At 63.8% G+C, this 25563-nt stretch carries 18 protein-coding genes; 9 read left to right on the forward strand and 9 right to left on the reverse strand.

What is annotated here, in order from left to right; all coding sequences use genetic code 11:
* A complete protein-coding gene (locus tag WHZ77_RS03445; RefSeq protein ID WP_375312397.1) occupies positions 1–555 on the reverse strand; it encodes a hypothetical protein in 555 nt (184 codons plus the stop codon).
* A gap of 238 nt (positions 556–793) precedes the next feature.
* Here WHZ77_RS03445 and WHZ77_RS03450 point away from each other — a divergent pair, with 238 nt between their 5' ends.
* Positions 794–1249 carry a cupin domain-containing protein gene (locus tag WHZ77_RS03450; RefSeq protein ID WP_375312398.1) on the forward strand — a complete coding sequence of 152 codons (456 nt, stop codon included), beginning with the start codon at positions 794–796 and terminating at the stop codon, positions 1247–1249.
* Positions 1250–1365: 116 nt separating this feature from the next.
* Here the strand turns inward: WHZ77_RS03450 and WHZ77_RS03455 are convergent, their stop codons facing one another.
* From WHZ77_RS03455 to WHZ77_RS03475, 5 genes are all read right to left on the reverse strand, one after another.
* Positions 1366–2418 carry an amidohydrolase family protein gene (locus WHZ77_RS03455; RefSeq protein ID WP_375312399.1) on the reverse strand — a complete coding sequence of 351 codons (1053 nt, stop codon included), beginning with the start codon at positions 2416–2418 and terminating at the stop codon, positions 1366–1368.
* A gap of 113 nt (positions 2419–2531) precedes the next feature.
* Positions 2532–3053 carry a hypothetical protein gene (locus tag WHZ77_RS03460; protein ID WP_375312400.1) on the reverse strand — a complete coding sequence of 174 codons (522 nt, stop codon included), beginning with the start codon at positions 3051–3053 and terminating at the stop codon, positions 2532–2534.
* A gap of 65 nt (positions 3054–3118) precedes the next feature.
* Complete coding sequence (locus WHZ77_RS03465) at positions 3119–3931, reverse strand: MBL fold metallo-hydrolase (protein ID WP_375312401.1); 813 nt, start codon at positions 3929–3931, stop codon at positions 3119–3121.
* Positions 3932–4027: 96 nt separating this feature from the next.
* Positions 4028–5554: a permease gene (locus WHZ77_RS03470; RefSeq protein ID WP_375312402.1), complete on the reverse strand. Its 1527-nt coding sequence runs from the start codon at positions 5552–5554 to the stop codon at positions 4028–4030.
* On the reverse strand, positions 5551–6300 hold the full coding sequence (locus tag WHZ77_RS03475) for an ABC transporter ATP-binding protein (protein WP_375312403.1): 750 nt from the start codon (positions 6298–6300) through the stop codon (positions 5551–5553). Before WHZ77_RS03475 ends, WHZ77_RS03470 begins: the two co-directional genes overlap by 4 nt.
* Before the next feature lie 262 nt (positions 6301–6562).
* Between WHZ77_RS03475 and WHZ77_RS03480 the strand changes: the two genes are divergently transcribed.
* The 6 genes from WHZ77_RS03480 to WHZ77_RS03505 all read left to right on the forward strand — a co-directional run bounded on the left by WHZ77_RS03480 (position 6563) and on the right by WHZ77_RS03505 (position 13372).
* The gene (locus WHZ77_RS03480) at positions 6563–7438 is read left to right on the forward strand and encodes a branched-chain amino acid ABC transporter permease (protein WP_375312404.1); all 876 of its coding nucleotides are present in this window, start codon (positions 6563–6565) and stop codon (positions 7436–7438) included.
* Positions 7439–7444: 6 nt separating this feature from the next.
* Positions 7445–8596 carry a branched-chain amino acid ABC transporter permease gene (locus WHZ77_RS03485; protein WP_375312405.1) on the forward strand — a complete coding sequence of 384 codons (1152 nt, stop codon included), beginning with the start codon at positions 7445–7447 and terminating at the stop codon, positions 8594–8596.
* Positions 8593–9351 carry an ABC transporter ATP-binding protein gene (locus WHZ77_RS03490; RefSeq protein WP_375312406.1) on the forward strand — a complete coding sequence of 253 codons (759 nt, stop codon included), beginning with the start codon at positions 8593–8595 and terminating at the stop codon, positions 9349–9351. The genes WHZ77_RS03485 and WHZ77_RS03490 overlap by 4 nt, the downstream gene beginning before the upstream one ends.
* Positions 9352–9354: 3 nt before the next feature.
* Positions 9355–10143, forward strand: coding sequence for an ABC transporter ATP-binding protein (locus WHZ77_RS03495; protein WP_014439482.1), 789 nt, complete (start codon positions 9355–9357; stop codon positions 10141–10143).
* A gap of 111 nt (positions 10144–10254) precedes the next feature.
* A complete protein-coding gene (locus WHZ77_RS03500; protein WP_375312407.1) occupies positions 10255–12093 on the forward strand; it encodes an AMP-dependent synthetase/ligase in 1839 nt (612 codons plus the stop codon).
* 79 nt (positions 12094–12172) lie between these two features.
* Positions 12173–13372, forward strand: a complete 1200-nt coding sequence (locus WHZ77_RS03505) for an ABC transporter substrate-binding protein (RefSeq protein ID WP_375312408.1) — start codon at positions 12173–12175, stop codon at positions 13370–13372.
* A gap of 194 nt (positions 13373–13566) precedes the next feature.
* Here WHZ77_RS03505 and WHZ77_RS03510 read toward each other — a convergent pair whose 3' ends face one another.
* Together WHZ77_RS03510 and WHZ77_RS03515 are read right to left on the reverse strand one after the other, a co-directional pair.
* Positions 13567–14682, reverse strand: a complete 1116-nt coding sequence (locus WHZ77_RS03510; protein WP_375312409.1) for a hypothetical protein — start codon at positions 14680–14682, stop codon at positions 13567–13569.
* 90 nt (positions 14683–14772) lie between these two features.
* Positions 14773–15504, reverse strand: a complete 732-nt coding sequence (locus WHZ77_RS03515) for a transglutaminase-like cysteine peptidase (protein ID WP_375312410.1) — start codon at positions 15502–15504, stop codon at positions 14773–14775.
* A gap of 620 nt (positions 15505–16124) precedes the next feature.
* Between WHZ77_RS03515 and WHZ77_RS03520 the strand changes: the two genes are divergently transcribed.
* On the forward strand, positions 16125–21386 hold the full coding sequence (locus WHZ77_RS03520) for a VCBS domain-containing protein (protein WP_375312411.1): 5262 nt from the start codon (positions 16125–16127) through the stop codon (positions 21384–21386).
* A 141-nt stretch (positions 21387–21527) separates the two neighbouring features.
* A complete protein-coding gene (locus WHZ77_RS03525) occupies positions 21528–23759 on the forward strand; it encodes a CHASE2 domain-containing protein (protein ID WP_375312412.1) in 2232 nt (743 codons plus the stop codon).
* A gap of 130 nt (positions 23760–23889) precedes the next feature.
* On the opposite strand, the gene WHZ77_RS03530 is transcribed toward WHZ77_RS03525, so the two are convergent.
* Entirely contained in the window at positions 23890–25485 is a 1596-nt protein-coding gene (locus tag WHZ77_RS03530) for an ABC transporter substrate-binding protein (RefSeq protein ID WP_375312413.1), read from the reverse strand.
* Between the last annotated feature and the right edge of the window lie 78 nt (positions 25486–25563).

Consider the following 25563-nt stretch of genomic DNA (forward strand, 5'->3'; position numbering starts at 1 on the left):
TCACGCCGCTGCGTTGCGCAGCATCGGATTGTTGTCGACGCTGAAGCGGTTGAACAGCGTCGTGAACGGGCAGCCGTCGGTCGCCCGCACGATGGCGTCGGACGCGGCGACCGCCTCATAAAGCGCACGGACGGGATCGTCCGCCTCCGGCAGGTCGAGACCCCTGCGGATTTCCTCGCGGGCCTCGTTGACCTCGTCCTCGTCGTCGAGTGTCGCCTCCAGCGCATTCGCTGCGCGCCGCATTTCCTCAAGATCGCCTCCGGCGGAGAATTTGAGAATATCCAGCCAATAGGGACGGGCTGCGACGAGCTGAACGAACGCCTCGAACGTATCGGCGATAATGCCTGCGCGGCCTTCCGATGAGACGTAGAGCACATTCTGCGACGGCAGCAGCACGAACGCGCCGCCGGCGCCGTCACTGCCGATCTGCCGGGGGCTCTCGACGCCGTCGATGGTGAACCAGGGCTCCTCGTCCGGCGCGAAAGTTACGTCGAGGCTGCCGAGCCAGGCGACGACCTCGTCATTGGCTGCCAGAACCTCTGGGGTAAGGGGCATCGGCATGGCTCCTTCGATGGTCACGTCCGCGCACTTTGTCGCACCCCGGAAAAGATGGGTTCATGTGCGCGAATTTGCAGGGGAATCGCGACGTTAACCGCTTCGCATCTGCAACTTGCGGCTGATTGTCGGGGCCTGCGTAAGAAAGAATTAAAAACCGGCTACTAGCGTTCCCAACATCTTTTGAACAATCCGGGCCGAGACCCGGTCAGTCATATTATATTTCCTGGGGAAGTAGATGTCGCGCGCATTGATTGAAATCGGTAGCTGCAATGTGGACCTGGAGCTGCGGCCGATCGAACCGTCCTGGATCATCGAGGGCAACCCGGTATCGCGCTCGCACATCCTGTCCACCAGCGATGACGGCACCGCCTCGACCATCATCTGGCAGTGCACCGAGGGTCGCTTCAACTGGTATTACGACATCGACGAGACGATCATGATCATGGAAGGATCGATCGTGCTCGAGAGCGACGGCATGCCGCCGAAGCGCTACGGACCCGGCGACGTCATTTTCTTCCGCGACGGCGCGCATGCCAAATGGCATGTCGAAGGCCACGTCAAGAAGATCGCTTTCTGCCGCAAGACCAATCCCGTCGTGATCGGCTTCATGATCCGCGTCGTCAACAGGCTCAAGCGGATGTTCGTCTCCGCCGGCGAGCGCCGCCCGGCCTCGCTGCTTGGCGCAGGCTAGTCGTTTTCAGGTTTCAAGGACGCTTCCCAGCGGGCTACGACGAAGAGGGGGCGGGATCAACATCCCGGCCCCTCTTCTCGTCATGACGGCAAGTCTTGTTACGACATCAAGTCCTGTCACGACGGCAAGTCGAGCTGGTAGACATCGGTCGCGGTCTGCGAGAACAGCGCGGTCTTCTCGGCTTCGCTCAAGGGCGCGGCGATACGCTTGAAGGCGTTGAAGATCACCTGGTAGCTGCACTGGCCCTTGTCCGGCGGAAAATTGCTTTCGAACATCGCGCGTTCCGGGCCGAAGGCCTCGATGCAGGTCTCGATATAGGGCCGCCAGGCGGCGGCAAGCTGCTCCGATGACGGCGGCGTCTTGCGCAAATGAAAGTCGTAGCCGAGCAGGCACATCGCGAGCCCGCCGAGCTTGACGACGACGTTCTCGCACCTCGCGATCTCCTGGATCGACGCGCGCCACTGCGGAAACACCTCCTCGCGCCGCCCTGCAAAGCGGCCGATTCCGGCCGGGCCGCCGCAATGGTCGAGCACGATTTTGGTGTCGGGGAAGGCGCGCGCGAGCTCGGTCAGCTCGCCGATCTGCGGATGGAAAAGCCAGGCATCGAAGCTGAGATTCAGCGGCGCAAGGCAGGCAAAGCCCTTGCGGAAGGTCGGGTCCCGCAACAGTCCCCTTGGCCGGTTCGCATACATGCCGGCGACGGCAGGGTCTTCGTCCCAGGCCGAGGAATGCCTGATGCCGCGGAAGCGGCCGTTGCCGGCCGCGATCTCCGCCTCCAGCACCGGCTTGGCGGCGTCGCCCAGCAGCAGATTGGCGTGGCTGACGATTCCGGCACAGATCGCGGCCGTGCCGTAGCCGCCGCTTGCGCTCATCGCGGCAACGCCGTTGGCGAACTCGACCTCGCCGACGGGCCGGAATGCCTCGGGGCCGTGCGCGCGGTACATCGAGCGGCAGTCGACATAGACGGTGGCAATAATGTTGTGGCCGGAGGCGATGTCGGCCGCCATCTCCTCGATCAGGTAGCGGTGCCCGCGGTTCCAGAGATGGTGATGGGGATCGACGATCCGCCGTGCCGGATCGATGATCTCCTCCTGATGTTGCGCGAGCCAGTCCTCGCGCGGTTCGACGAATAGCCCGCTGGTGTTGGCAGGCAGACCGCTTGCAGCCATCGGTGTTCGCTCCCTCTATGTTTTTTGTGGCGGGAGCCTAGCACCTGATGTCTCCACGCAGCAGCGCGCGTTGCGCAACCGCGCCCGTCATCGCAAGCGTATCGGCGCTGTCGTCAGTCCTTGCGCCGCTTCGCCCTGACATCGACCACCAGCCGCCAATCGGTTGCGGCGGCAGGCTTGACCTCGCCGAGCCAGTGGAAGGAATCCTCGGTGATTTCCGTAAAGCTCCAGCGCGTCAGGTCGCCAGCCTCGGTCGTGCCCTCCTGCACGATGTCCTCGCCGCGCGGACGACCGATCTGCTGGCGGAACACGCTGCGTGCGGGGTCGAACCAGGAAATCCGCCACGCGGAAATGGTGGGATCGTAGACGCGCAGCGTCGTGCCGTACCAATTGCCGGCGATCGGGAAGGTCGGGCTGCCTGCGGCGCGAGGAATGATCCAGACGTCCTGCACGGCTCGGCCCTCCAGCACCCAGCCGAAATGGATTTCGCCGGGCGCGGTGTGTGTCGTTGCACCGGGCCCATGGGCGGTGACCTCGGCATCCCAGTCGCCGACGAAGCGGCCATAAAGCTGAAGCGCCGCCGCGTGCTCGGGATTCTGTCCATCCGCGTGCAACAATCTCGCAAGGTCGGTCATGTCGATCTCCCGTCGCAAGGAGATCAGCACGAAGGAACCGCAGGTGACTTGGAGAAAATTGCGCGTCAGACGCCGTCGAGGACGATCACCGTCGGCGTCGTCGGCAGCGCATCGCGCGACATCCGGAAGGAACGCTTGCTGCGGCGGTCGATCTCGAACTGCTGGCCGATGCCGCGCAGGAAATCGTCGAGCGGGGTCGCGAAGCGGTGCATCGGCAGCACCACGGAAGCACGCAGCCGCTTGGTGATCTCGGCGACGCCGCCTAGCGACATGGTGTAGGTGCCGTCGATCGGCACCATCACGATGTCGAGCCGCCCGATCTGGGCGAAGTGGCTGTCGTCGAGCTTGTGGTGGAGATGGCCGAGATGACCGATGCAGAGGCCCGCAACTTCGAAGATGAAGATCGAATTGCCGTCGCGGATCATGTCGGCGCCGGCATCGTCGCCGAAATAGCGGCGGATATCGGTGGTGACGTTACGGACGAAGGTGTCGCCGATGCGCTCCGAGACGATGGCCGGCTTGCCGTCCTCGCTCCAGCCATGCAGCACATGGGGAATGCGCTTGTCGGGAAACAGCGTGTAGTGGGTGCTGTGCGCGCGGTTCATCGTGGCGACATCGGGCAGCCGGCCGACCTGATAGGCGCCGCTATAGTCGGTGGCGATGCGCAGGCCGCCGGGCGTGTCGATGTAATAGGTGGAATGGCCGGCATAGGTGATTTGGACCTCGGCCGCGGCTGCCGCCTGACGGAACGCCACCGACGTGACGCGAGGCGCCGCGTTGGCCATCGCCAGGCATTCGCTGCGCTGGGGCTGCTGGGCGAGAGCAGGTGAGAGGTGCGCGCCGAACAGCGCCAGGACCGCCGAAACCAATCGCCACATGAAACCGTCCCCAATGACGCCCAGTGGAAAGTCTAGCGTGCAATGCAGCGCGCGGCCAATAGGATGTGATCAACAGCGCGTCAGTGTCGCAGCCCTTTAATCGCGCTTTGGACTGAACTTCCAGGTGATGGCGACGAGACCGGCGGTGATCAGGCCGCTGATGAGGCCGGCCAGCGGCAACGCGAGCAGCAGGGCGGCGGTGGCAGCCCAGCCGATCGAGGAGAAGGCCTCGGCGAAGGTCGCGAGCCGCGACGAGGTCTGGCGGCGACGGAATTGGCTGCGCCGGGCCTGCACCCGGAACCAGAGCTGGATCGCGGTCGCGGAGGCCGCGCTGATGATGACGGCACAGGCGCTGACGGCTGCCTGGAATGGCGACGCGAATGCCAGGGCGGCAATCAGCGGGCAGAAGATCACGGCGATCGCGATCAGCACCACCTCGATCTTGGCGCGGATGACGCTGGACGGTGTCAGCGGCGCGGTTGCGACCAGGTCAGGCGCGTCCTCGCCCGAGATCGTCAGCCAAGCGAGGCCGCCGGCGAGTTGTCCTGCCGCCATGACGATAACAGGCGTGATCAATGTCAGCGCCGCGGAGCTGTCGGCGAAGCTGCGCCACAGCAGCAACGCCGGCGGCACCAGATAAAGTAGCTGCATCAGGGTTTGCGAGACCAGCCAGGGATCGCGCCACAACAGGGTGAATTCCTTCCGCCGCAGCGCCGTTTGCCGCGATCCGCTTCGGAATGGGCGTTCCTTTGCGCGCTTGCTGCCGGATCTGCCGTAGGCGGCCGCATCAATCGCGGTGTTGGCGAAGCGGCCCGAGAACATCGCCATGACGCTTCCGAGCAGCACAAGGCCGAGCGCGAGGAGCAGCAGCAGCGCCTCGGTGTCGCCCAAGGCCGCCCGCGCCGGCCACCACCAGATGCTGTCGACATCAGGAGCGTGTTCGGCAAAGGTGCCTGATGTCAGGATGGTGATGCGCGACAGCGTGCCATAGGACATGATCGCGGCGACCTGTAGCGCAATCACGAAGCCGGCGCCGATGATCGCGGCGAGGATCTGGGCCACGAAGCGCGTCCGCGCCGGGCCGATCAGGCGGAACATTAGGATGGTGACTGCAATCGCGACCGCCGCGGCCGACAGGCCCATGGCGACGACGACGCCGAACGCCGCAAGCCAGCGCGCGCCGCCGCTGAACACGAGCACGTCGATGAAAGGTGTCGAGAACAGCAGCGCCAGCACCGTGACGGTGAGTGCGATCGCGGCGATGCGCACCGAGAACAGATTGGCCAGCGTCGCCGGCGAGGACATGATGAGGTCGAGATCGGCGCGGGCGTAAAACACCCGCGTCACCGATTCGATCGCCTGCGACAGCATCAGCGTCCAGGCCAGGAAGATCGTCGCCGAGATCACGATCAGCGAGGATTTGTCGAGCGGCAACTGCAGATCGGCGAAGCGGCCGATCACGGCCCAGGCCGGCAGATGCAGCAGGGCCGCGAAGGACAGCAGGCCGATCACGGCAGCACGCGCCCGCTTGCGCCGGCCGCCGGTCATCATCGCGAACCATTCGCGCCAGGCGAGGCGCAACTCGTGGCGCGCAAACCAGGAGAGCGCGGTCGCCGAGCTCATGCGGCTTCCTGGAGCGTCACCAGTGCGATGAAGAGATCTTCCAGGCTGGTGTCGGCATGGCCGTTCTGCTGGCGCAATTCGGTGAGCGTCCCTTCCGCGACCAGGCGGCCCGAGGCGATCACGCCGATGCGGTCGGCCATGCGCTCGGCAACCTCGAGAATATGCGTCGTCATGATGATGGTGCAGCCCGCCTGAACGCGTTCGCTCAGCAGGCCCTTCACGTGACGGGCAGAGACCGCATCGAGTCCGGTCAGCGGCTCGTCGAGAATGATCAGGCGGGGATCGTGCACCAGCGCGCCGGCGAGAGCGACCTTCTGGCGCATGCCCTTGGAGAAGCCCTCGCAGCGTTCGTGCCGGTGCGGCGCGAGCCCGAGCGAGCTGAGCAGCTCCTGTGCGACCGGCTCCGAGATGGATGGCGCGATGCCCCAGAGGCCGGCGACGAATTCGAGATATTCGAGCGGCGTGAGCTTGTCGTAGATCATCGGCTCATCGGAGACCCACGCCATCACCTGCTTGGCGGCGACGGGATTTGCGAGCGCATCGATGCCGAAGATCGAGACCGCGCCGGCATCGGGCCTGAGCAGGCCTGCAACCATGCGTAAAGTGGTGGTCTTGCCGGCACCGTTGGGGCCAACCAGCGCGTAGAATTCGCCGGCGTGAATGGTGAGATCGAGGCTATCGACCGCCAAACGGTCAAAACGCTTCGTTAACCCTTGGACCTCGAGCGCCGAGTTGTCCGGCTTCATGACGGCCACACCTTGCGGTTTTGCATCGCTCGCGACCATGCCCCGAAGATGTTTCGGCACCGTGAATCGTGCTGCTGCAAATTCCGCCATCCGCCTTGGACTAAAGGCAAGTCACCGTTTGTTGACAGCGCGTGGCGGTTCAGGCTGAATTGCGCCGGGACAAATGGAGCTAACGCGGCGAAACGACCGCGTAGCGACTGGACACAAGATGCGGCAAGGCGGTCACGAAGAACCGCTGGTTGCATCGGGAGGATGCGCGGCAATGCTGGATTTCGTTCAGCAGCTGGTCAGCGGAGTTGCGCTCGGCTGCGTTTACGGCCTGATCGCGCTCGGCTTCGTGCTCGTCTACAAGGCCACCGAGGTCGTCAATTTCGCCCAGGGCGATCTGATGATGCTGGGCGGCTTCTTCGCCTTCACCTTCATCGGCATGATGGGCCTGAACTACTGGATCGGCTTTGCCGGTGCGGTGGCGGCGATGGCGCTGTTCGGCATGCTGGCGGAGCGCGTGGTGGTGCGACCGATCCTCGGCTATCCGCAGTTCTCCATCATCATGGCGACCATCGGGCTCGGCTACTTCCTGCGCTCGATCGCCGGCATGATCTGGGGCACCGACGATCTCAAGATCGAGACGCCGTTCAGCCAGGGCGTGCTGCGCATCGGCTCGCTGGTGCTGGCCTATGACAAGCTCTCGGTGATCGCGGCGACGGTGATCCTTTGTACGCTGCTCTGGCTGTTCTTCAACAAGACCACGCTCGGCACCGCGATGCGCGCCAGTTCCGAGAACATGCTGGCGGCCTATTACATGGGCATTCCGGTCAAGCGGGTGGTGTCGATCGTCTGGGCGATCAGCGCGGCGGTGGCGACCTGCGCCGGCGTGCTGCTGGCGCCGATCACCTTCATCCACTCGAATGTGGGCCTCGTGCTCGGCCTGAAGGCGTTTCCGGCGGCGGTGCTCGGCGGCTTCGGCTCTATCCCGGGCGCGGTGGTCGGCGGGGTCCTGATCGGCGTGATCGAGAGCATGGCCGGCTTTTATCTCGCCGAGGGCTGGAAGGACGTCGCGCCCTATATCGTGCTGCTCGCCGTGCTCTTGCTCAAGCCCGAGGGCCTGTTCGGCCTTCACGTCCGCAAGAAGGTCTGAACCGCCATGCGCTTCCTGTTCAAGACCGACTATGAGGACGACATCAGGCTGTTTCCGCATTCGGGCTACATCGTCTCCTACGGCGTCCTGCTGGCCGTGTTGCTGATCGCGCCCTACGTGCTCTCCAGCTATCTGATGAGCCAGCTCGTCTTCGTCTGCATCTATGCGACCGTCGGCGTGGCGCTGATGATCCTGACCGGCTTTACGGGGCAGGCTTCGCTGGGTCATGCCGCGTTTCTGGCGATCGGCGCCTACACGGCGGCCTATTTGCAGAAATACAACGTGCCCTTTCCGATCTACTTCCTCGCCGCAGGCGCCCTGACCGGCCTGATCGGTGCGATGGTCGGTTTCCCCGCGCTCCGGCTCCAGGGCATCTATCTCGTCATCGCCACCATCTCCTTTGCCCTGATCGTCGAGGAAATCCTGGCGCGCTGGGAGAGCGTCACCAACGGCAACGAGGGCATGCGGGTCAAGACGCTGTCGCTGCTCGGCGTCGCGGTGCCGCGCGACAGCCCGGCCTTCTATTTCCTCTGCCTCGCCGTGCTGGTGCTGACCATCGTCGGCACGCTCAATCTGCTGCGCTCGCCCACGGGCCGTGCCTTCGTCGCGATCCGCGATAGCGAGACGGCCGCGCGCAGCATGGGCGTCAACGTCGCGCTCTACAAGGTGAAGTCCTTCGCGATCTCGGCGGCGATCACCGGCTTTGCCGGCGTGCTGTTCGCGCACAAGCTCTCCTTCATCTCGCCGGAGATGTTCACGCTGCAGCTCTCGATCGAGTTCATCATCGTGATCCTGATCGGCGGCTCCTTCAGCCTGCACGGCGCGGTGCTGGGCGCGATCTTCATCGTGATGATCGACCCGTTCCTGACCTATTTGAAGGACGACATGCCCGGCATCATCGCCGGCATCGCCGCGACGTTCGGGGCCGGGGCGGCGCTCGCGGGCAATATCCAGTCCAAGGTCGCGGCCTTCGCCTCGCTCAACGGCCTCAAGGGCGCGATCTACGGCATCATCATCGTGCTGTTCGTGCTGTTCGAGCCGCTCGGGCTCTACGGCCGCTGGCTGAAAATCAAGCTCTTCTTTCAGCTGTTCCCGCTCTACAAGCGCGCCACCTTCAAGCGGCAGAAGATCTATGTGAAGTCGGAGCGGAACAGATGAGCTATTTCCGCGCCGAGAACCTGTCGCTGCATTTCGGCGGCCTCAAGGCGGTCGACGCGGTGTCGTTCGCGGTGGAGCGGGGCGAGATCCTCTCGATCATCGGCCCCAACGGCGCCGGCAAGAGCTCGATCTTCAACCTGATCTCGCGGATCTACCGGCCGACCTCGGGCCGCATCTTCTTCGAGGACCAGGACATCACGGAGCAGCCGCCCTACGACATCGCAAGGCTCGGCATCGCCCGCACCTTCCAGAACATCGAGTTGTTCGAGAATGCGACCGTGCTGTCGAACCTCCTGGTCGGCCGCCACAGGCATTCGACCACGCAGCTCTGGCAGGAGGTCCTGTTCCTGCCGAGCGTGCGCGCCAACGAGAAGATACACCGCCGCCGTGTCGAGCAGGTGATCGAGTTCCTCGATCTCGAACCCTACCGCGACAAGCTGATCTCGGGCCTTCCCTACGGCGTTCGCAAGGTGATCGAGCTCGCGCGTGCGCTGTGCTCGGAGCCGAAACTGATCCTGCTCGACGAGCCGTCCTCCGGCCTCAATGTCGAGGAGACCAACGACATGTCGTTCTGGATCCGCGACATGAAGAGCGAGCTCGGCGTCACCGTGTTGATGGTCGAGCACGACATGTCGCTGGTGAACCGCGTCTCCGATCGCGTCATCGCGCTGAACTACGGCCGGGTGCTGGCGATGGGCTCGCCCGCTGACGTTCAGCAGCACCCCGACGTCGTCGCCGCGTATCTGGGAGCCTGAGGCATGGACGCCGCCGTGACGCCGGACATCATCCTGAAACTCTCCAACATCGAGAGCTATTACGGGCCGATCATGGCGATCCGCGGCATTTCGCTGGAGGTGCCGCGCGGTCGCATCGTCACGCTGCTGGGCGCCAACGGCGCCGGCAAGACCACGGTGCTGAAGACCATCTCCGGCATTCTCGATCCGCAGAAGGGCTCGATCGAGTTCATGGGCAAGCCGATCCAGCGCATGGAGGCGGACCGCATCGTGCGTCTGGGCCTCAGCCATGTGCCCGAGGGACGCGAGGTGTTCCCGTTCCTCTCGGTGCGAGAGAACCTGATGATGGGGGCCTACCCGCGCAAGGACCGTGACGGCGTCGCGGAGGATCTGGAGCGCGTCTACGGCTATTTCCCGCGGCTGAAGGAGCGTATCAACCAGCCGGCCGGCCAGCTCTCCGGCGGCGAGCAGCAGATGCTCGCGATAGGCCGCGCGCTGATGAACCGGCCGACGCTGCTGCTGCTCGACGAACCCTCGCTCGGCCTGTCGCCGCTGCTGGTGAAGGAGATCTTCACGATCATCCGCCGCGTCAACGAGGAGCAGGGCATGTCGATCCTGCTGGTCGAGCAGAATGCCAAGGTGGCGCTGGAGACGGCGCACTACGGCTATGTGCTCGAGATCGGACGCGTCGTGATGAACGACACCTGCGACCGCTTGATGCATTCCCAGGACATCCAGGAATTCTACCTTGGCGCCAGGGAAGAGGGCGCGCGCGGCGAGCGGCGCTGGAAAAAGAAGAAGACGTGGCGCTAGGGAATACGTGGCGTTAAAGAGGAAGTGGCGTTAAATGAACCTGCCTATCCGCTAACATAGACCGCCGGCAAGGCAGGCAGCGGCGGGGAAAGCGACAAGGAGGGAATGCGCATGGCCCGACGGGCGGTGCTGACGGTCGCTGATACGATCGCGAAGAGCTTTCTGCGCGCCGCGGAGACGCGGGGCGACAGGCCGGCCATTCGCGAAAAGAAATTTGGAATCTGGCAGCCGACGAGCTGGCGCGAATGGCTGGAGAACTCGAAGGAGATCGCCTACGCACTTCATGCGACAGGCTTCAAGCCCGGCGAGGTCGCCTCCATCGTTGCCAACGCTGTGCCGGAATGGGTTCATGCCGACATGGGCATCTTGTGCGCCGGCGGCGTCTCGTCCGGAATCTATCCGACCGATGCATCGTCCCAGGTCGAATATCTCGTCAACGATTCCCGGACGAAGGTGATCTTCGCCGAGGACGAGGAACAGCTCGACAAGATCCTCGCCTGCCGCGCGCGTTGTCCGTCTTTGCACAAGATCATCGTGTTCGACATGGAGGGTCTCAGCGGCTTCTCCGACGACATGGTGATGTCGCTCGACGAGTTTCGCGCGCTTGGCCGCAATCACATGGTCGGCCGCGAAGCACTGTGGCAGGAGATGATTGACAGCCGCGGCGCCGGCGATCTTGCCATTCTCGTCTACACCTCGGGCACGACAGGCCCGCCCAAGGGCGCGATGCACGCCAACCGCAGCGTCACGCACCAGATGCGCCACGCCAACGACTTCATCCCGGCGCGGGACGACGAAGACCGGCTGATCTTCCTGCCGCTCTGCCACGTCGCCGAACGCATCGGCGGCTATTACATCTCGGTCGCGCTCGGCTCGGTGATGAACTTCGCCGAGAGCCCGGAGACCGTGCCGGACAATCTGCGCGAGGTGCAGCCGACCATCTTCCTCGCAGTGCCGCGCATCTGGGAGAAATTCTACTCTGCCATCACCATCGCGCTGCGGGACGCAACGCCGCTCCAACAATGGGCCTACCGCCGCGCCATCGCGATCGGGTACCGCATGGTCAATTGCCGGATCGAGGGCAGGGCACCGCCGCTGTCGCTGCGCATCGCCAATGGCATCGCGTACAGGATCGCCTTCCGCAACATCCGCCGCATGATCGGGCTCGACCGTTGCCGCATCGCCTTCACCGGCGCGGCGCCGATCGCACCGGAGCTGATCCGCTGGTATCTCGCGCTCGGCATCGACGTCCACGAAGTCTACGGCCAGACCGAGAATTGCGGCGTCGCGACCATGATGCCTGCGGAGCGGATCAAGCTCGGCTCGGTCGGCACCGCGGTGTCGTGGGGCGAGGTCGCGCTGTCGCCCGAGGGGGAGATCCTGATCAAGGGCGACTTCCTGTTCATGGGCTATCTGAACCAGCCGGAGAAGACCGCCGAAACCATCGACCATCGCGGCTGGCTGCACACCGGCGACGTCGGCACCATCGACAACGAGGGCTTCGTCCGCATCACCGACCGGATGAAGGACATCATCATCACCTCCGGCGGCAAGAATATCACCCCGTCCGAGATCGAGAACCAGTTGAAGTTCTCGCCCTACATTTCGGACGCCGTTGTGATCGGCGACCAGCGGCCGTATCTGACTTGCCTCGTGATGATCGACCAGGAGAACGTCGAGAAGTACGCCCAGGACCACGACATCCCCTTCACCAATTACGCGAGCCTCTGCCGGGCAACCGAGATCCAGCACCTGATCTGGCGCGAGATCGAAGGCGTCAACGGCAATTTCGCCCGCGTCGAGACCATCAAGCGGTTCTACCTGATCGAGCGGCAGCTCACCCCGGAGGACGAGGAACTGACGCCGACCATGAAGCTGAAGCGCGGTTTCGTGAACAAGCGCTACGCCGCCGAGATCGACGCGATGTATCGCGAGCGCGCGGTGGCGTGAATCATATCGTTTGAAAAGAGCGAAGGAGCGATGGCCCCCGCCCTTCGCACGATACGGGCCCCAAGGAGAGGAGACGTCAATGTCGAGATCGTTCAACGCGTTCGGCCTTGCTATCGGCGCCGTGGCGCTCAGCTGTCTGCCGGCCACAGCGCAAACCAAGGTCACCAATAACGGCATCTCGGCCACCGAGATCGTCATCGGCACCCATCAGGACCTGTCGGGTCCGATCAAGGGCTGGGGCGTGCCGGTGTCCAACGGCATGAAGATGGCGGTCGAAGAGATCAACGCCTCTGGCGGCGTCCAGGGGCGCAAGATCAGGCTGGTGGTCGAGGACAGCGGCTACGATCCGAAAAAGGCCGTGCTGGCGTCGCAGAAGCTGATCGAGCGCGACAAGATCTTCGCGATGGTGGGACCGATGGGCTCCCCGACCGTGCTCGCCGCGCAGGATATCCTGCTCGATGCCGGCGTGCTTCAGCTCTTCCCGCTGACCGCGGCCGAATTCACCTTCAAGTTCGATCCCGCCAAGCCGCAGGAGCGGCTGAAGTTCAACAATCTGCTGCCTTACGTCGAGAGCACGCGGGCCGCGCTGAAATACATGATGGAGTGGAAGAACTTCAAGAAACCGTGCATCATGCATCAGGACGACGAGTACGGCAAAAACGTGCTCGACGGCTTCAACCAGCAGCTCACCGCCATGAAGGTGCAGCCGGCCTCGATCACGAGTTACAAGCGCGGCGCCTCCGACTTCAGCGCGCAGGTCGCCAAGATGAAGTCCGACGGCTGCGACCTCGTCGTGCTCGGCGCCGTGCTCCGCGAGCCCATCGGCGCGATGACGGAAGCCAGGAAGCTCGGCTGGGACGTCACCTTTCTCGGCGCGACGCCGACCAACGTGATGGAGGTGCCGATGCTCGGCAAGGAAGCCGTCGAGGGCCTCTACGCGGCGTCCGGATTCGAGATTCCCTATGAGGACACCGCCAAGGGCAAGGTGAAGGACTGGCTGGTCAACTACAAGAAGATGTTCGGCACCGACGCCAACACGCAGGCCATCATCGGCTACAACGCGGTGATGACGTTCGCGTTCTACGCGGACAAGGCGGGCAAGGATCTCACGGGGCAGAAGATGCTCGATTCACTCGAGTCGGGCGACAAATTCCTCGACATCTTCTCCTCGCCGCCGACCAAGTTCTCCAAGACCGACCATCTCGCCAACACCATCACCCAGGTTCAGCAGGTCAAGGGCGGCCGCTGGGTGCTGGTGAAGGACAATCTGATGTTTTGATGGCTTACCCTCCCCTGGAGGGGGAGGGTCGATCGCGCGAAGCGCGAGCGGGGTGGGGTGATCTCTCAACACGGCCAGTGCTCGATGTGGAGAGATTGCACCCCACCCCGCTACGCACTCCGCTTCGCTTCATGCATAGCGACCCACGGGCGAGCTACGCTCGTCCCGGACCCCTCCAAGGGAGGGTACGAGCCCTACGACCCCCCGCCAGCGGTGCCCGAAATCACAGGCGCCAGTTCGTCTTCGCGGCAGCGCCAGCCGTCGGCGGCTTTGACGAAGGCGAACGTCCGCTGGATTCTCAGGCGGCGCGTGACGTTGAAGGCTTCTCCCGAGCGCTCCCTGCCACCGATGCCCGGCTGCGGAAGTCCGGTCCTCGGGTCCCAGCAGGTGCCGGTGCAGGTGGATGCAATCTTGCTGCACGTCGTGAAGGGCGCCAGCACGACCATCTCGATCTCGCCGGTGACCTGCGCCTCCTGGTCGGAGACCTGGCTGTCGAGGGCGTAGACGCGGTTGATGCGGAGGAAATTGCCGCAGGAATTGGCGGCGTGAATCCGTGCGGCGCAGAAGTCGACGGCGTCGGTGTCGGGGATGCGGGCCGCGACCTGCCGGCCGAACACTTTCTTCGGATCGCCCTTGGCGGCGGCGATGTCGTTGGCCTTGCGCTTGAGATAGTCGGCAAGACACTCCTCCGCCGATTCGAGCTCGGCAAGCGGAACGTTCTCCTTGCCGACCAGATTGCACTTGCGATCGCGCTCCCGCGTCCACCTTCCGTATTCGGCGAAGGCAAAGCGTGCCGCTGTCGAGTCCAGCTTGCCGATCAGGCCGAGTACCTGGCCATTGAGCTCGGTTTCCGCAAGCGCAAGCGACGGGTCCGCGCAGATCACCGCGCCCGCCGCGGTGTTGGCCGCCAGACAGTCGAAATCCGGATCGCGCAGAATCGCGGCGCGCTCCTCAGTGACCCTGAGCAGGCACGCCTTCACCCGTTCGACATCGTCGGCGCGGATCGCGGTCTGGCCGATGATGCCGCAGCCGAGATTGCGCTGGCGGATCCAGATCGCATTTTCCTCGATTCCAGGCAGGCGGTCGGGCAGGCGGGCCAGCCGTGCCTCGATCGCCGCGCTCAGCCTGTCGGCGGCGGCGGTCAGCTCGGCATCGCCGCAGAACAGTTGATTGCCGGGGTCGCGGATCTGCTGGCAGTTGTTCCTGGCGAACAGCGGCAGCTTGTCGGCGATGGAGCGGTCGGATTGCGCGAAGCCTGGTGCCGCGGGCAACGCCAGCAGCGCAAGCACAGTCAGCACGATGAACCGCATTCCAGTCGCCCCCGCATCGAAGACGCCATGCTAGCGTTCCGGCCCGCGCGGTGGAATGGCTTTGTGGCGGGTGTGAGGGCTACAAGAAAGCTAGTGCGCCTCGGCGGTCGCCATCGACATCCGTACGGGCTCGTCGACATATTTCATCACGGCCGACTGGTAGAGCACGAACAGCGGCTGGTAGGTCTGCGCTGCCTCGTCCTCGACCATCGCCATGCGGCGGTTGTCGAGCATCAGCCAGTGGCCGTCGAGCTTTGCCGCGGCGACGGCGTGCTCTTCGCCGACCCTGACGTCGCGGACCACGACGATGCGGAGGTCCTCAGCCGCGACGCCCGCGAGCCGCAGTGCGGCCAGCTTGGCGATGGCGTAGTCTTCGCAGTCGCCGGCGCCTCGCGCAAAGGTCGCAAGAGGCGAGCTCCAGATGTCGTCGGTGCCGTCATTGGCGGCCCGGATGGCAAGGTTGATGGCGCGGTTGGTCTCGCCCAGCCGCGCGCGGCCGTCGCGGCTGCGGGCCTGGTCGACGATGGCAAGCAGCTTCAGCGCCGCGGGCGAAGCGCAACTGTCCCGGTCGCCGTCGCAGAGCGCCAGCTGCACCATGTCGTCGTCGAGTTTGTGCGTCAGCGCGACCCATTTCTGCTGCAGGCCGCCGGCGGAGATGGCGAAGGCGAACACGCCGAACGGCTCGGCGGATTTGCGCACGAGCAGGCCCGCCCCCGGCGACAGCAGCGTGCCGGCGCGAAGCTCGGCGGCCGATCCGAACAGGATCACTCCGCACAGCACCAGGATTGCGCGCCAGGCGCGCGAGCGAGCAGCGGTCTCCATCTGACATCCCCTTCCGGCTTCGCCTGGTCCTCCTTCGACCTCAACGTGCCGGGCTTTGTTGCTTTCGCAGAGATAGTGCGAGGCGGGCCGTTTTGTTCTGCTTAACGCGCCCGGCAGGGGGCCCAAAACCGCGGGACAGGCTGAAACCGGCCTGCCCAAATTGCATAAAATTTTACGATTCGGGGGCTAGGAGGGGCCCGGCTGCCGTGAAATGGAACCGATTGCAGGCGCAGGTTGTGGGGGCGCTGATTCTGCGCCTTATGGCTAACAGCCCGCTATTTCACGGGTTCTGTTAGTTGGGTCACAGATTTTGCTCCGTATTTGCCGCAGGATGTCGCGGGGCACCACGAACAAAAGATGACGAAAGTATCTTCTGTTGAAGCTGTGTCGCCTATTACTTTGGAAAACTGAGAATGAGCGAAATTGTGCCAAATTCAACCTTGGCTTACTTGAAATATTACTCCAGTTCCTCTGTGCACGTGCCGCCATGTGGGGGCTCCCCCGGCCAAGTGATGCGAAATCACACAAGCAATAGATGGTTTCGCTAAGGACTTGGTAATGCTATGCAAGCTTAGGCGGTCGATACTTACTTAGATTTTAACCCTTTTTACGGTGCCCGGTTGAATTACGCTGGCAAATTTGACGCCGCGATTTCCTTGGACGGCCAGGGTTTCCGCTCGCCCGCCGATGGCCATGTCGATTCCTTTACCGCCAAGGCGCATGGCCATGTGCCTGATGGCGCATTCGTTGTTCCCGACCCGAACCTGATCTTCAACGGCGAGTTCAAGCGCGCAGGTCTCGACCTCGTGCTGTCCCACGACGGTCACGAATTCGTCGTTCACGATTATTTCAGGGGCGACAAGCGCGCGGCGATCGCCTCGCCCGATGGCGCCCACCTCACCGGCGACATCGTCAACGCGCTCACCGGCCACGTGCAATATGCGCAGGCCGCAGGCGGCATCGCCGCGGCCCAAATCATCGGCCACGTCACCAAGCTGTCCGGCAGCGCGACCGCGGTCCGCAACGGTGTCGCGGTCATCCTGAATAATGGCGACAATGTCGAGAAGGGCGACGTCGTCTCGACCGGCGGCGACTCGACGCTCGGCATCACCTTCATCGACGGCACCGTGTTCGGCCTGTCCTCCAATGCGCGGATGGTGCTGAACGAGATGGTCTACGACCCCAACGGGTCGAGCAATTCCTCGCTGCTCAGTCTGGTGGCCGGCACCATCACCTTCGTCGCCGGCGAGACCGCCAAGCACGGCGACATGAAGATCGACACGCCGGTCGCCACCATGGGCATCCGCGGCACGGCGGTGCTGACCCAGATCAACTTCGTCGTTCCCGCCGGCGGCGGCGATCCGCAGCCGCAGGCGAGCTTCCAGGTGCTGGTCGAGCCGAACGGCACGACGGGCTCCTACATCCTGTTCGACAAGGTCACGCTGCTGCCGATCGCGACGGTCAACCAGGCCGGCCAGATGATCCAGATCAGCGGCGGCAACGTCTCGATCACCAATGCGCTGATGTCGCCGGACATTCAGAAGCTGATCAGCGACGTGTTCACGCTGAAGTTCACCGACAACAACACCAACACCAAACTGACCACGAACTTCACCGACACGATCACGCCGACCAGCGACGGTCTCATGTTCAAGACCGCGGGCGGCTACAGCGCGACCGCGGTCTTCACGAACACCAATCAGCAGGGGGCGGACCCCGGGCATAATCCGGCGACCAGCAACCGCATTCCCGGTCCGCCGCAGGCGCGCAGCCTCGATGCGAACGGCAATGTGACGTCGGCGTTCTCGCTGACCGAGCGCGCCGACAAGACCGGCGACACCGTGGATTCCGACACGGTCTCCGGCCGGATCACCTTCGTCGATCAAAATCTAGGCGACCGGCCGACGGTGGGCGTGAATCTCGCCGGCGCGCCGAACTACGTCTACAAGAGCGCCGGCCAGCAGGACGTCACCGGCTCGCTCACCGATCTGCAGAAGCAGGACATTGCGGCGACGCAGATTCAGATCAGCGTCGCCGCGGACGGTGGCAACAACAACAATGGCTCGGCGGTCTGGACCTACACGATTCCCGACCACGTCTTCGACTTCCTCGCGGCCGGCGAAACCCTGACGCTGACCTACATGGTCCGCGTCGACAACAATTTCTCGGTCAACCCCGAAACCACCTTCATCCCGATCACCATCACGATCACGGGGACGAACGACAAGCCCACCGTCGCGACGTCCGGCGGGATCGTCATCGAGAAGGTCGGGACCGGCAACGAGGCTCTCGACACCATCACGGGCACCGTTACCTTCACCGACGTCGATTTGACGGATCGGCCGATCGTGAGCGCGGCGCTCTCGTCCGCCCATCCGTTCAAATATCTCGACGCGCATGGCAACGATGTCACCGCGACGCTGACGCCCCAGCAGCAAGCCGCGATCGCTGCCGTCGAGGTGCCGCTCAGCGTTGTGCAGGGCGCGGGAAATGGCAATAGCGGTTCGGCCACCTGGACCTACAGCGTCACCGACCACCTTTTCGATTTCCTCGGCGACGGCGAGAAGCTGGTCCTCAATTACGTGATCCAGGTCGACGACGGGCACGGTGGCGTCGTCAGCACGCCGATCACCGTGTCCATTAATGGCGCCGACGTCAGCGTCGAGGGCACCAACGACGTTCCGACGATCGTCGGGGAATCAACGACTCCGGCTGGCACGGTGACGGAAGATGCGGCGGCTACGCTGGTGGCTGGCGGCACCATTACCTTCAACGATCCCGACCTCACGGACACGCACACTGCGGGTTTCGTTCTGAAGTCGACGATTTCGAGCGCGCATCTGCCCGGTTTCAGCAACGGTACCTCGCAGATCGGCACGTTTGCGCTCACGGCAGTGAGCGAAAGTCCCGGCGTCAGCACGGTCGGGTCCGTGGGCTGGAGCTTCACGCTCGACGACAGCAATCCGGTGCTGCAGTCGCTGGCCGAAGGTCAGACCATCACCCAGATCTACACCATCACCGTCGATGATCATCACGGCGGAACGGTCACCCGGGACGTGACGGTCACGATCAACGGGACCAATGACGTGCCGACCATCACAAGCAATGCCGCGGCGGCAACGGGTGCGGTCACCGAGGATGGGGCCACGCCCACGCTCTCGACCGGCGGCACGCTGGCGATTCAGGATCTCGACCTGATCGACACCCACACGGCGCAGGCGGTGTTCAAATCGTCGGCGTCGAGTGCGCATCTGCCGGGCTTCACGGAAGGCGCCACGCATATCGGCACCTTCACGCTTGATCCGTCGGTGACCGAGTCCAGCAGCGACACCAGCAACGGCGCGACGCTGGGCTGGCACTTCAGCCTCGCTGACAACGACCCGACGCTGCAATCGCTGGCCGAAGGCCAGACCATCACCCAAATCTACACCGTCACCTTCACCGACAACCACGGTGCGACGGTCACCCAGGACGTCACGGTCACGATCACCGGCACCAATGACGTGCCGACCATCACGAGCAATGATGCCGCCGCAAAAGGGGCGGTGACCGAAGATACGGGATTGACGCTGCTGGTTGGCGGCACGCTGGCGCTCCAGGACCTGGATCTGATCGATACGCATACGGCAACGGCAGCATTCAAGTCGTCGACATCGGATGCGCACCTGCCCGGCTTCAGCGATGGCACCTCGCTCGGCACCTTCACGATCGATTCGTCGGTCGCCGAGTACAACACTGATACCGACAACAGCGCCACGCTGGGCTGGCACTTCAGCCTCGACAACAATAGCGCAGTGCTGCAATCGCTGGCCCAGGGCCAGTCGATCACTGAGGTCTACACCGTCACCTTCACGGACAATCATGGCGCACACGTCGCGCAGGACGTCACCGTCACGATCAACGGCGCCAACGACGCGCCGACGATTACCAGCGGCGAGGCGGCGGCCAAGGGCGCGGTAACCGAGGATTCAAGCAGCACGACGCTGTCGATCGACGGCACGCTTGTAATCCAGGATCTCGATCTGATCGACACCCACACGGCGCAGGCCGTGTTCAAGTCGTCGACATCGAGCGCGCATCTGCCTGGCTTCAGCGACGGCACCTCGCTGGGCACCTTCATGATCGATTCATCGGTCGCCGAGTACAACACTGATACCGACAACAGTGCCGCGTTGGGCTGGCACTTCAGCCTGAACGACAGCAATGCGGTGCTGCAATCGCTGGCTCAGGGCCAGTCGATCACCGAAATCTACACCGTTACCTTCACCGACAATCACGGCGCGCACATTTCGCAGGATGTGACGGTCACGATCAATGGCGCCAACGACACACCGACCATCACCAGCAGTGCCGCGGATGCCGTGGGCGCGGTGACGGAGGATGCTGCCTCGACACTGGCGACCTGCGGCACGCTTGCGATCAAGGACCTCGACCTGATCGACACCCATACGGCGACGTCGGTGTTCAAGTCGTCGACGTCGAGCGTGCATTTGCCGGGCTTCGACGACGACACGCCTCTCGGCACCTTCACGATCGATTCTTCGGTCGCCGAGTTCAACACTGATGCCGACAACAGTGCGGCGCTGGGCTGGCACTTCAGCCTGAACAACAGCAATGCGGTGCTTCAATCGCTGGCTCAGGGCCAGTCGATCACCGAGATCTACACCGTCACCTTCACGGACAATCATGGCGCGCACGTCTCGCAGGACGTCACGGTCACCATCACCGGAGCCAACGACGCGCCGACGCTCGACAGCGCGACGTTGGACGCCGTTGCCGGCAACGAGAGCGATCCGGCCGGAAGCGCGATCTGCGTTCTCTTCAAGGACAAGTTCCACGACGTCGATACTGGCGCGAGTTTGAAGGCCATCGCGGTGACGTCGGACGCCGCAACCGCCGATCAGGGTGTCTGGCAGTACGAGGCCGGAGGTCGTTGGGTCGATATTGTCTCAGTCGATAATGCCCATGCGCTCGTGCTGAGCCCCGAGACGCTGATTCGCTTCGTCCCGGCCGAAGGCTACAGCGGTACGCCCGGCGGGCTGGGCGTCCATGCCCTCGACGACACCTACGCCGGCGATGTCACGACGCCGGTGAAGATCGACATCTCAGGCGTGAATAACACCGGCGGCACCACGCCGGTCTCGCACGATGTCACCACCATCAGCGCGGATGTGACGGCTCCCGCAGGCGACCCGGTCATCAACACCGAGAGCTTCCACGTCGAGCATATCATCGAGAACAGCAACGATATCATCACCGATCTGGTCGTCACCGACACCGATGCGGGCGCGGCGACGGATACTTTCACCGTCACGGTGTCGACCTCGCATCCAGATACCAGCAGCGCGAGTGCTGATCCGACGTCTGGTTCGCTCGAACAGATCAATGCCGGCCTCGCACAAGGAGCAGGCATCTCCTACGACCCGGCTGGCGCCAGCACCGATGAGTACCCGGAGCCGCCGGGCACCGACCAGATCACACTGACCGTCACCGATTCCGCCGGTCACTACGACACTGTGAACTTCATCTTCGTCGAGGGCGCCAACAGCCAGGGCATCACCCTGCAAGGCACCGGCGGCAAGGACGTCATTTTCGCGACCGAGTCGAGCGACACGCTGATCGGAGGTGCCGCCAAGGACCAGTTCGTGTTCGGGCCCGCGGCGTCGCAGGATACGGTCCAGCACACCGTCAACGACTTCGAGTTCGGCCTCGACAAGATCGATCTGCGGCAGTTCAGCGGCATCAGCTCCGTGAACGATCTTGCCCCGACCGAGCAGGACGGCGGTACGCTGCTGACGCTCGACAACCACGAGACGATCCTGCTCAAGAACGTCGCCCTCGGAAACCTCAGCACTACCGATTTCATCTTCCACATCGCCTGATCGTCGCCCGAGCCCCCCGGCGCGCAGCTTTGAACACGGCAAAAAATCCATAATCCTCCGCATCCCGGGAATAGCCAATCGCCCACAGACGCTCCATGATCGGCGCACCCGGCGTGATGCGAGGCAGGACATCCGACTGATATGAAACGTCTCAAGATCCTGCGGCGGTGGTTTGCGCGCAAGCTCGGCATCGCCCGCGTGATGTGCCTTGCGCTGCTGGTGCTGTTTGCCGGTGCGCGGCTGTGGGATCCGCCGCCGATCCAGGAATTGCGGCTGCGCACCTTCGACATGTTTCAGCTGATCGATCCGCGCCACAAGGCGGCGCGGCCGGTCACCATCGTCGATATCGACGACAAGAGTCTCGCCGAGCTCGGCCAGTGGCCGTGGCCGCGGACGCGGATCGCCGATTTGATCCAGAACCTCACCAACAACGGCGCGGTGGCAATCGGATTCGACGTGGTGTTCTCGGAAGCGGACCGGCTCAACCCCGATCTGGTCGCGAGCCAGATGCGCGATCTCGACGATGCCACCCGCGCCAAGCTGCGCGAGCTGCCGAGCAACGACCAGATTCTTGCCGACGCCATCAAGCGTTCGCGCGTGGTGCTGGGCGAGACCGGGCAGCGGGCGATCGCGGCCGAGATCGACAAGTCGCTCCCCTTCACCGGCGTCGCGACTGTCGGGGACGAGGGCGCCGAACGCTTCCTGTTCGAATTCCCGGGCCTGCTGCGCAACGTGCCCGCGATCGAGAAGGTCGCTGCCGGCCGCGGCCTGTTCACCATCAGGACCGAGCGTGACGGCCTGATCCGCCGCGTGCCGATGGTGATGCGCGCCCAGGGCAACATCATGCCCTCGCTCAGCCTGGAGATCCTGCGCGTCGTCACGGGAACACCGACGCTGCTGGTGCGGACCGACAAGACCGGCGTGCGCGCGGTTCGCCTCAAGGGCGTGGAGATTCCGACCGACAAGAACGGCCAGCTCTGGGTGCACTATGCGCGCCAGGATCCCTCGATCTATGTGTCCGCCGCCGACGTGCTCGACAACACCGCGCCGCCCGCCAAGATCGCCGGCAAGCTGATCCTGGTCGGCACCTCCGCGGTCGGACTGAACGACATCAAGACCACTCCGGTGTCCTCGACCATGCCGGGCGTCGAGATCCACGCCCAGGTGCTCGAAAGCGTGCTGAGCGGCGCGATCATCTCGCAGCCGAACTACGCGCTCGGCGTCGAATTGCTCGCGGCGCTGTTCATCGGCCTTCTCGTCATCATCTTCACGCCGAACCTCGGGCCCGTCCGGCTGGTGCTCGCGGGTGCGACCTTCGCCGCGATCCTGATCGGCGTGTCCTGGTTCTTCTACGCGCAGTACCGCTACCTCATCGACTTCACCTATCCGCTACTCTCGACCACGGCGATCTATCTGACGCTGATCTTCGCCAGCTTTGTCCGCGAGCAGCGCCAGCGCGTGCAGATCCGCGGGCAATTCGCGCAATACATGTCGCCGGTGCTGGTCGAGCAGCTCGCGCAGTCTCCGGAAAAGCTCGTGCTCGGCGGCGAGGAGCGCGTGATGACGATCATGTTCTCCGACGTGCGCGGCTTCACCACGATCTCGGAGACCTACAAGCACGATCCGCAGGGGCTCATCGCGCTGATGAACCGGTTCCTGACGCCGCTCACCGACGTGATCATCGATCAGAAGGGCTACATCGACAAATACATGGGCGACGCCATCATGGCGTTCTGGAACGCGCCGCTCGACGATGCCGAGCACGAGATTAACGCCTGCGAGGCCGCGATCCAGATGCTGGAGCGGATCGACGCCGTCAACAAGGAGCGCGAGCAGGAAGCCACCGATGGCGGCCATGTCTACATCCCGCTCAATGTCGGCATCGGCCTCAACACCGGCATCGGCGTGGTCGGCAACATGGGCTCCGACCTGAAGAAGAACTATTCGGTGCTCGGCGACAGCGTGAATCTCGCGTCGCGCCTCGAAGGCCAGTCGAAAGAGTACGGCTTCCCGATCATCGTGGGATCCAGGACCGCACTCGCGGCCAAGGACAAGTTCGCGATTCTCGAGCTCGACTTCATCATGGTCAAGGGCAAGACCGAGCCGGAAGTGATCTATGCCATCGCCGGCCGCGACGACGTGATGCAATCGGGACCGTTCCAGCGCCTGCGCAACATCACCATCGAGATGCTCAGCTGCTACCGCAGCCGCGACTGGCAGGGCGCACTCGACGCCATCGAACGCGGCCGCCGCAGCGACGACGCCGACACGCTGGAGAAGCTGTTCAAGCTCTACGAAGTCCGCATCAAGGACTTCCAGCTCAATCCGCCGGCGGAAGGCTGGACCGGAGCGTATGCGCTGCTGACGAAGTAGTCGCCTGCCAGTCCACTGTCGTAGGGTGGGCAAGGGCGCGAAGCGCCGTGCCCACCACCATCTTGCTTCGTCTGTAGAAGTGGTGGGCACGCTTTGCTTTGCCCACCCTACGACACCGGTGCTTTTCCCCTCACTCCACCCCGATCGTCGTCAGGTCCTGGAACCAGTGCTGGGCCTGCACGAACTGCTTGATCTTCGGCGACAGCGCATGCGGGTTGGTGTCGTGCACGACCCACACCAGCGCGGCGTCGTCGACGATCAGCGCGTGCGCCTGGGCCAGCAATTCGTCCTGCCTGGTGGCATCGAAGGTCTGCTTGGCCTCGTCGATCAGCGCGTCGACCTTCGGGTTCTTGTAGCCGCCCCAGTTGACGCCGACCGGTGCGATCTGGCCGGAATGGAAGAAGCGGACGATGGCGTAGAGCGGGTCGGAGGTGACGTAGGCGATGTTGTTGGCGGTGATGCCGGCGTTCATCTCGTCGGCCGCGCCCTTGCGCCAATGGGTATAGAGCGTCTCGAGCTCGACCACCTTGAAGTCGATGTCGATGCCGATCTCCTTGAAGCTCTGCTGCAGGAATTCGTTCATCGGCAGCGACAGCATCTGGCCGGTGCCGCCCTGCGCGATGATGAAGGTGGTCTTCAGCGGCTTGGCCTTGGAGTAGCCGGCCTCTTCGACCAGCTTCTTGGCGGCGGCGAGATCATACTTGATGTCGAAGGTCGGCTTGCCGAACCACGGGCTCGACGGGTCGACCTGGCCCTTGGCGGGTTTTGCGAGGCCGTTCATCAGCCCGACGACCTCATCGCGGTTGATTGCGAGGTTAAGCGCCTTGCGCAGACGGATGTCGGTCCAGGGCGAGCCGGGGAGCACGCTGAGATGATAATTCCAGACGTGCGGGGTGACGTTGTCGACCAGCTTCATGCCGGCGGCCTTGAGCTGCGGCACGGCGTCCGGCGCCGGCGTCTCGATCAGATCCACCTGTCCGGCGAGCAGCGCGTTGGTGCGCGTCAGCGCTTCCGGCATCGGCACCAGCACGAGCTTGTCGACCTTGGGAATGCGCTTCTTGTTCCAGTAGTCCGGGTTCTTCGTCAGCTCGGCGAGCTCGCGCGGCACGAGCTTGGTCAGCTTGAACGGGCCGGTGCCGGAGGGCTGGCTGGCGAACTTGTCCCAGTCCTTGCCGAGCTTCTCATATTGAGTCGGGCTCGACACCAGGAACCACAGCATCTGATAGGGAAAGAAGGAGTCGACCGTCTTGGTGCTGATCTCCACCGTGGAATCGTCGATCTTGGCATAGCTCGCGACGGACGGAAGCCGCGTCTTCACCTGTGCGCTCTGCCGCTTGTCGAATTGCGGCGCCTTGTCGTTGAGCACCTTGTCCAGATTCCAGATCACGGCGTCGGCGTTGAACTCGCTGCCGTCGTGGAACTTCACGCCCTTGCGCAACGTGAAGCGCCATTTGGTCTTGTCCTTGTCGTCCACCTTCCACTCGGTGGCGAGCCCTGGCACCAGCTTGCCCGGGCGGTCGGCGACGTCCATCTCCCACGCCACCAGCGGATCGTAGATCGTGTAGGCCGTGAACTGATAGGCGCCGGCGCCGCGATCGGGCTGGCCGGTCGTCAGCGGAATGTCCGCCATCGAGATGCCGTAGCGGAGCACCGTTTCGGCGCGCGCCGAGATTGCGGAAACCGCCAGCGCAAGCAAGGCGAGACAAGTCGATAGTCGGGTACGCATGGCCCAGGGCTCCAAGAGTAAATTGGGGAGAAGTCAGGACCAAACTTGCAATCTTGATGCCAGAATAGGCAGCGCCGC

The organism is Bradyrhizobium sp. A5 (assembly GCF_042076515.1).
GTDB lineage: Bacteria > Pseudomonadota > Alphaproteobacteria > Rhizobiales > Xanthobacteraceae > Bradyrhizobium > Bradyrhizobium cosmicum.

What these genes read in the sequence shown, in the direction of transcription:
- WHZ77_RS03445 (WP_375312397.1), bottom strand. Translation starts at nt 555, where the DNA reads ATGCCCCTTACCCCAGAGGTTCTGGCAGCCAATGACGAGGTCGTCGCC.
- WHZ77_RS03450 (WP_375312398.1), top strand. Translation starts at nt 794, where the DNA reads ATGTCGCGCGCATTGATTGAAATCGGTAGCTGCAATGTGGACCTGGAG.
- WHZ77_RS03455 (WP_375312399.1), bottom strand. Translation starts at nt 2,418, where the DNA reads ATGGCTGCAAGCGGTCTGCCTGCCAACACCAGCGGGCTATTCGTCGAA.
- WHZ77_RS03460 (WP_375312400.1), bottom strand. Translation starts at nt 3,053, where the DNA reads ATGACCGACCTTGCGAGATTGTTGCACGCGGATGGACAGAATCCCGAG.
- WHZ77_RS03465 (WP_375312401.1), bottom strand. Translation starts at nt 3,931, where the DNA reads ATGTGGCGATTGGTTTCGGCGGTCCTGGCGCTGTTCGGCGCGCACCTC.
- WHZ77_RS03470 (WP_375312402.1), bottom strand. Translation starts at nt 5,554, where the DNA reads ATGAGCTCGGCGACCGCGCTCTCCTGGTTTGCGCGCCACGAGTTGCGC.
- WHZ77_RS03475 (WP_375312403.1), bottom strand. Translation starts at nt 6,300, where the DNA reads ATGAAGCCGGACAACTCGGCGCTCGAGGTCCAAGGGTTAACGAAGCGT.
- WHZ77_RS03480 (WP_375312404.1), top strand. Translation starts at nt 6,563, where the DNA reads ATGCTGGATTTCGTTCAGCAGCTGGTCAGCGGAGTTGCGCTCGGCTGC.
- WHZ77_RS03485 (WP_375312405.1), top strand. Translation starts at nt 7,445, where the DNA reads ATGCGCTTCCTGTTCAAGACCGACTATGAGGACGACATCAGGCTGTTT.
- WHZ77_RS03490 (WP_375312406.1), top strand. Translation starts at nt 8,593, where the DNA reads ATGAGCTATTTCCGCGCCGAGAACCTGTCGCTGCATTTCGGCGGCCTC.
- WHZ77_RS03495 (WP_014439482.1), top strand. Translation starts at nt 9,355, where the DNA reads ATGGACGCCGCCGTGACGCCGGACATCATCCTGAAACTCTCCAACATC.
- WHZ77_RS03500 (WP_375312407.1), top strand. Translation starts at nt 10,255, where the DNA reads ATGGCCCGACGGGCGGTGCTGACGGTCGCTGATACGATCGCGAAGAGC.
- WHZ77_RS03505 (WP_375312408.1), top strand. Translation starts at nt 12,173, where the DNA reads ATGTCGAGATCGTTCAACGCGTTCGGCCTTGCTATCGGCGCCGTGGCG.
- WHZ77_RS03510 (WP_375312409.1), bottom strand. Translation starts at nt 14,682, where the DNA reads ATGCGGTTCATCGTGCTGACTGTGCTTGCGCTGCTGGCGTTGCCCGCG.
- WHZ77_RS03515 (WP_375312410.1), bottom strand. Translation starts at nt 15,504, where the DNA reads ATGGAGACCGCTGCTCGCTCGCGCGCCTGGCGCGCAATCCTGGTGCTG.
- WHZ77_RS03525 (WP_375312412.1), top strand. Translation starts at nt 21,528, where the DNA reads ATGAAACGTCTCAAGATCCTGCGGCGGTGGTTTGCGCGCAAGCTCGGC.
- WHZ77_RS03530 (WP_375312413.1), bottom strand. Translation starts at nt 25,485, where the DNA reads ATGCGTACCCGACTATCGACTTGTCTCGCCTTGCTTGCGCTGGCGGTT.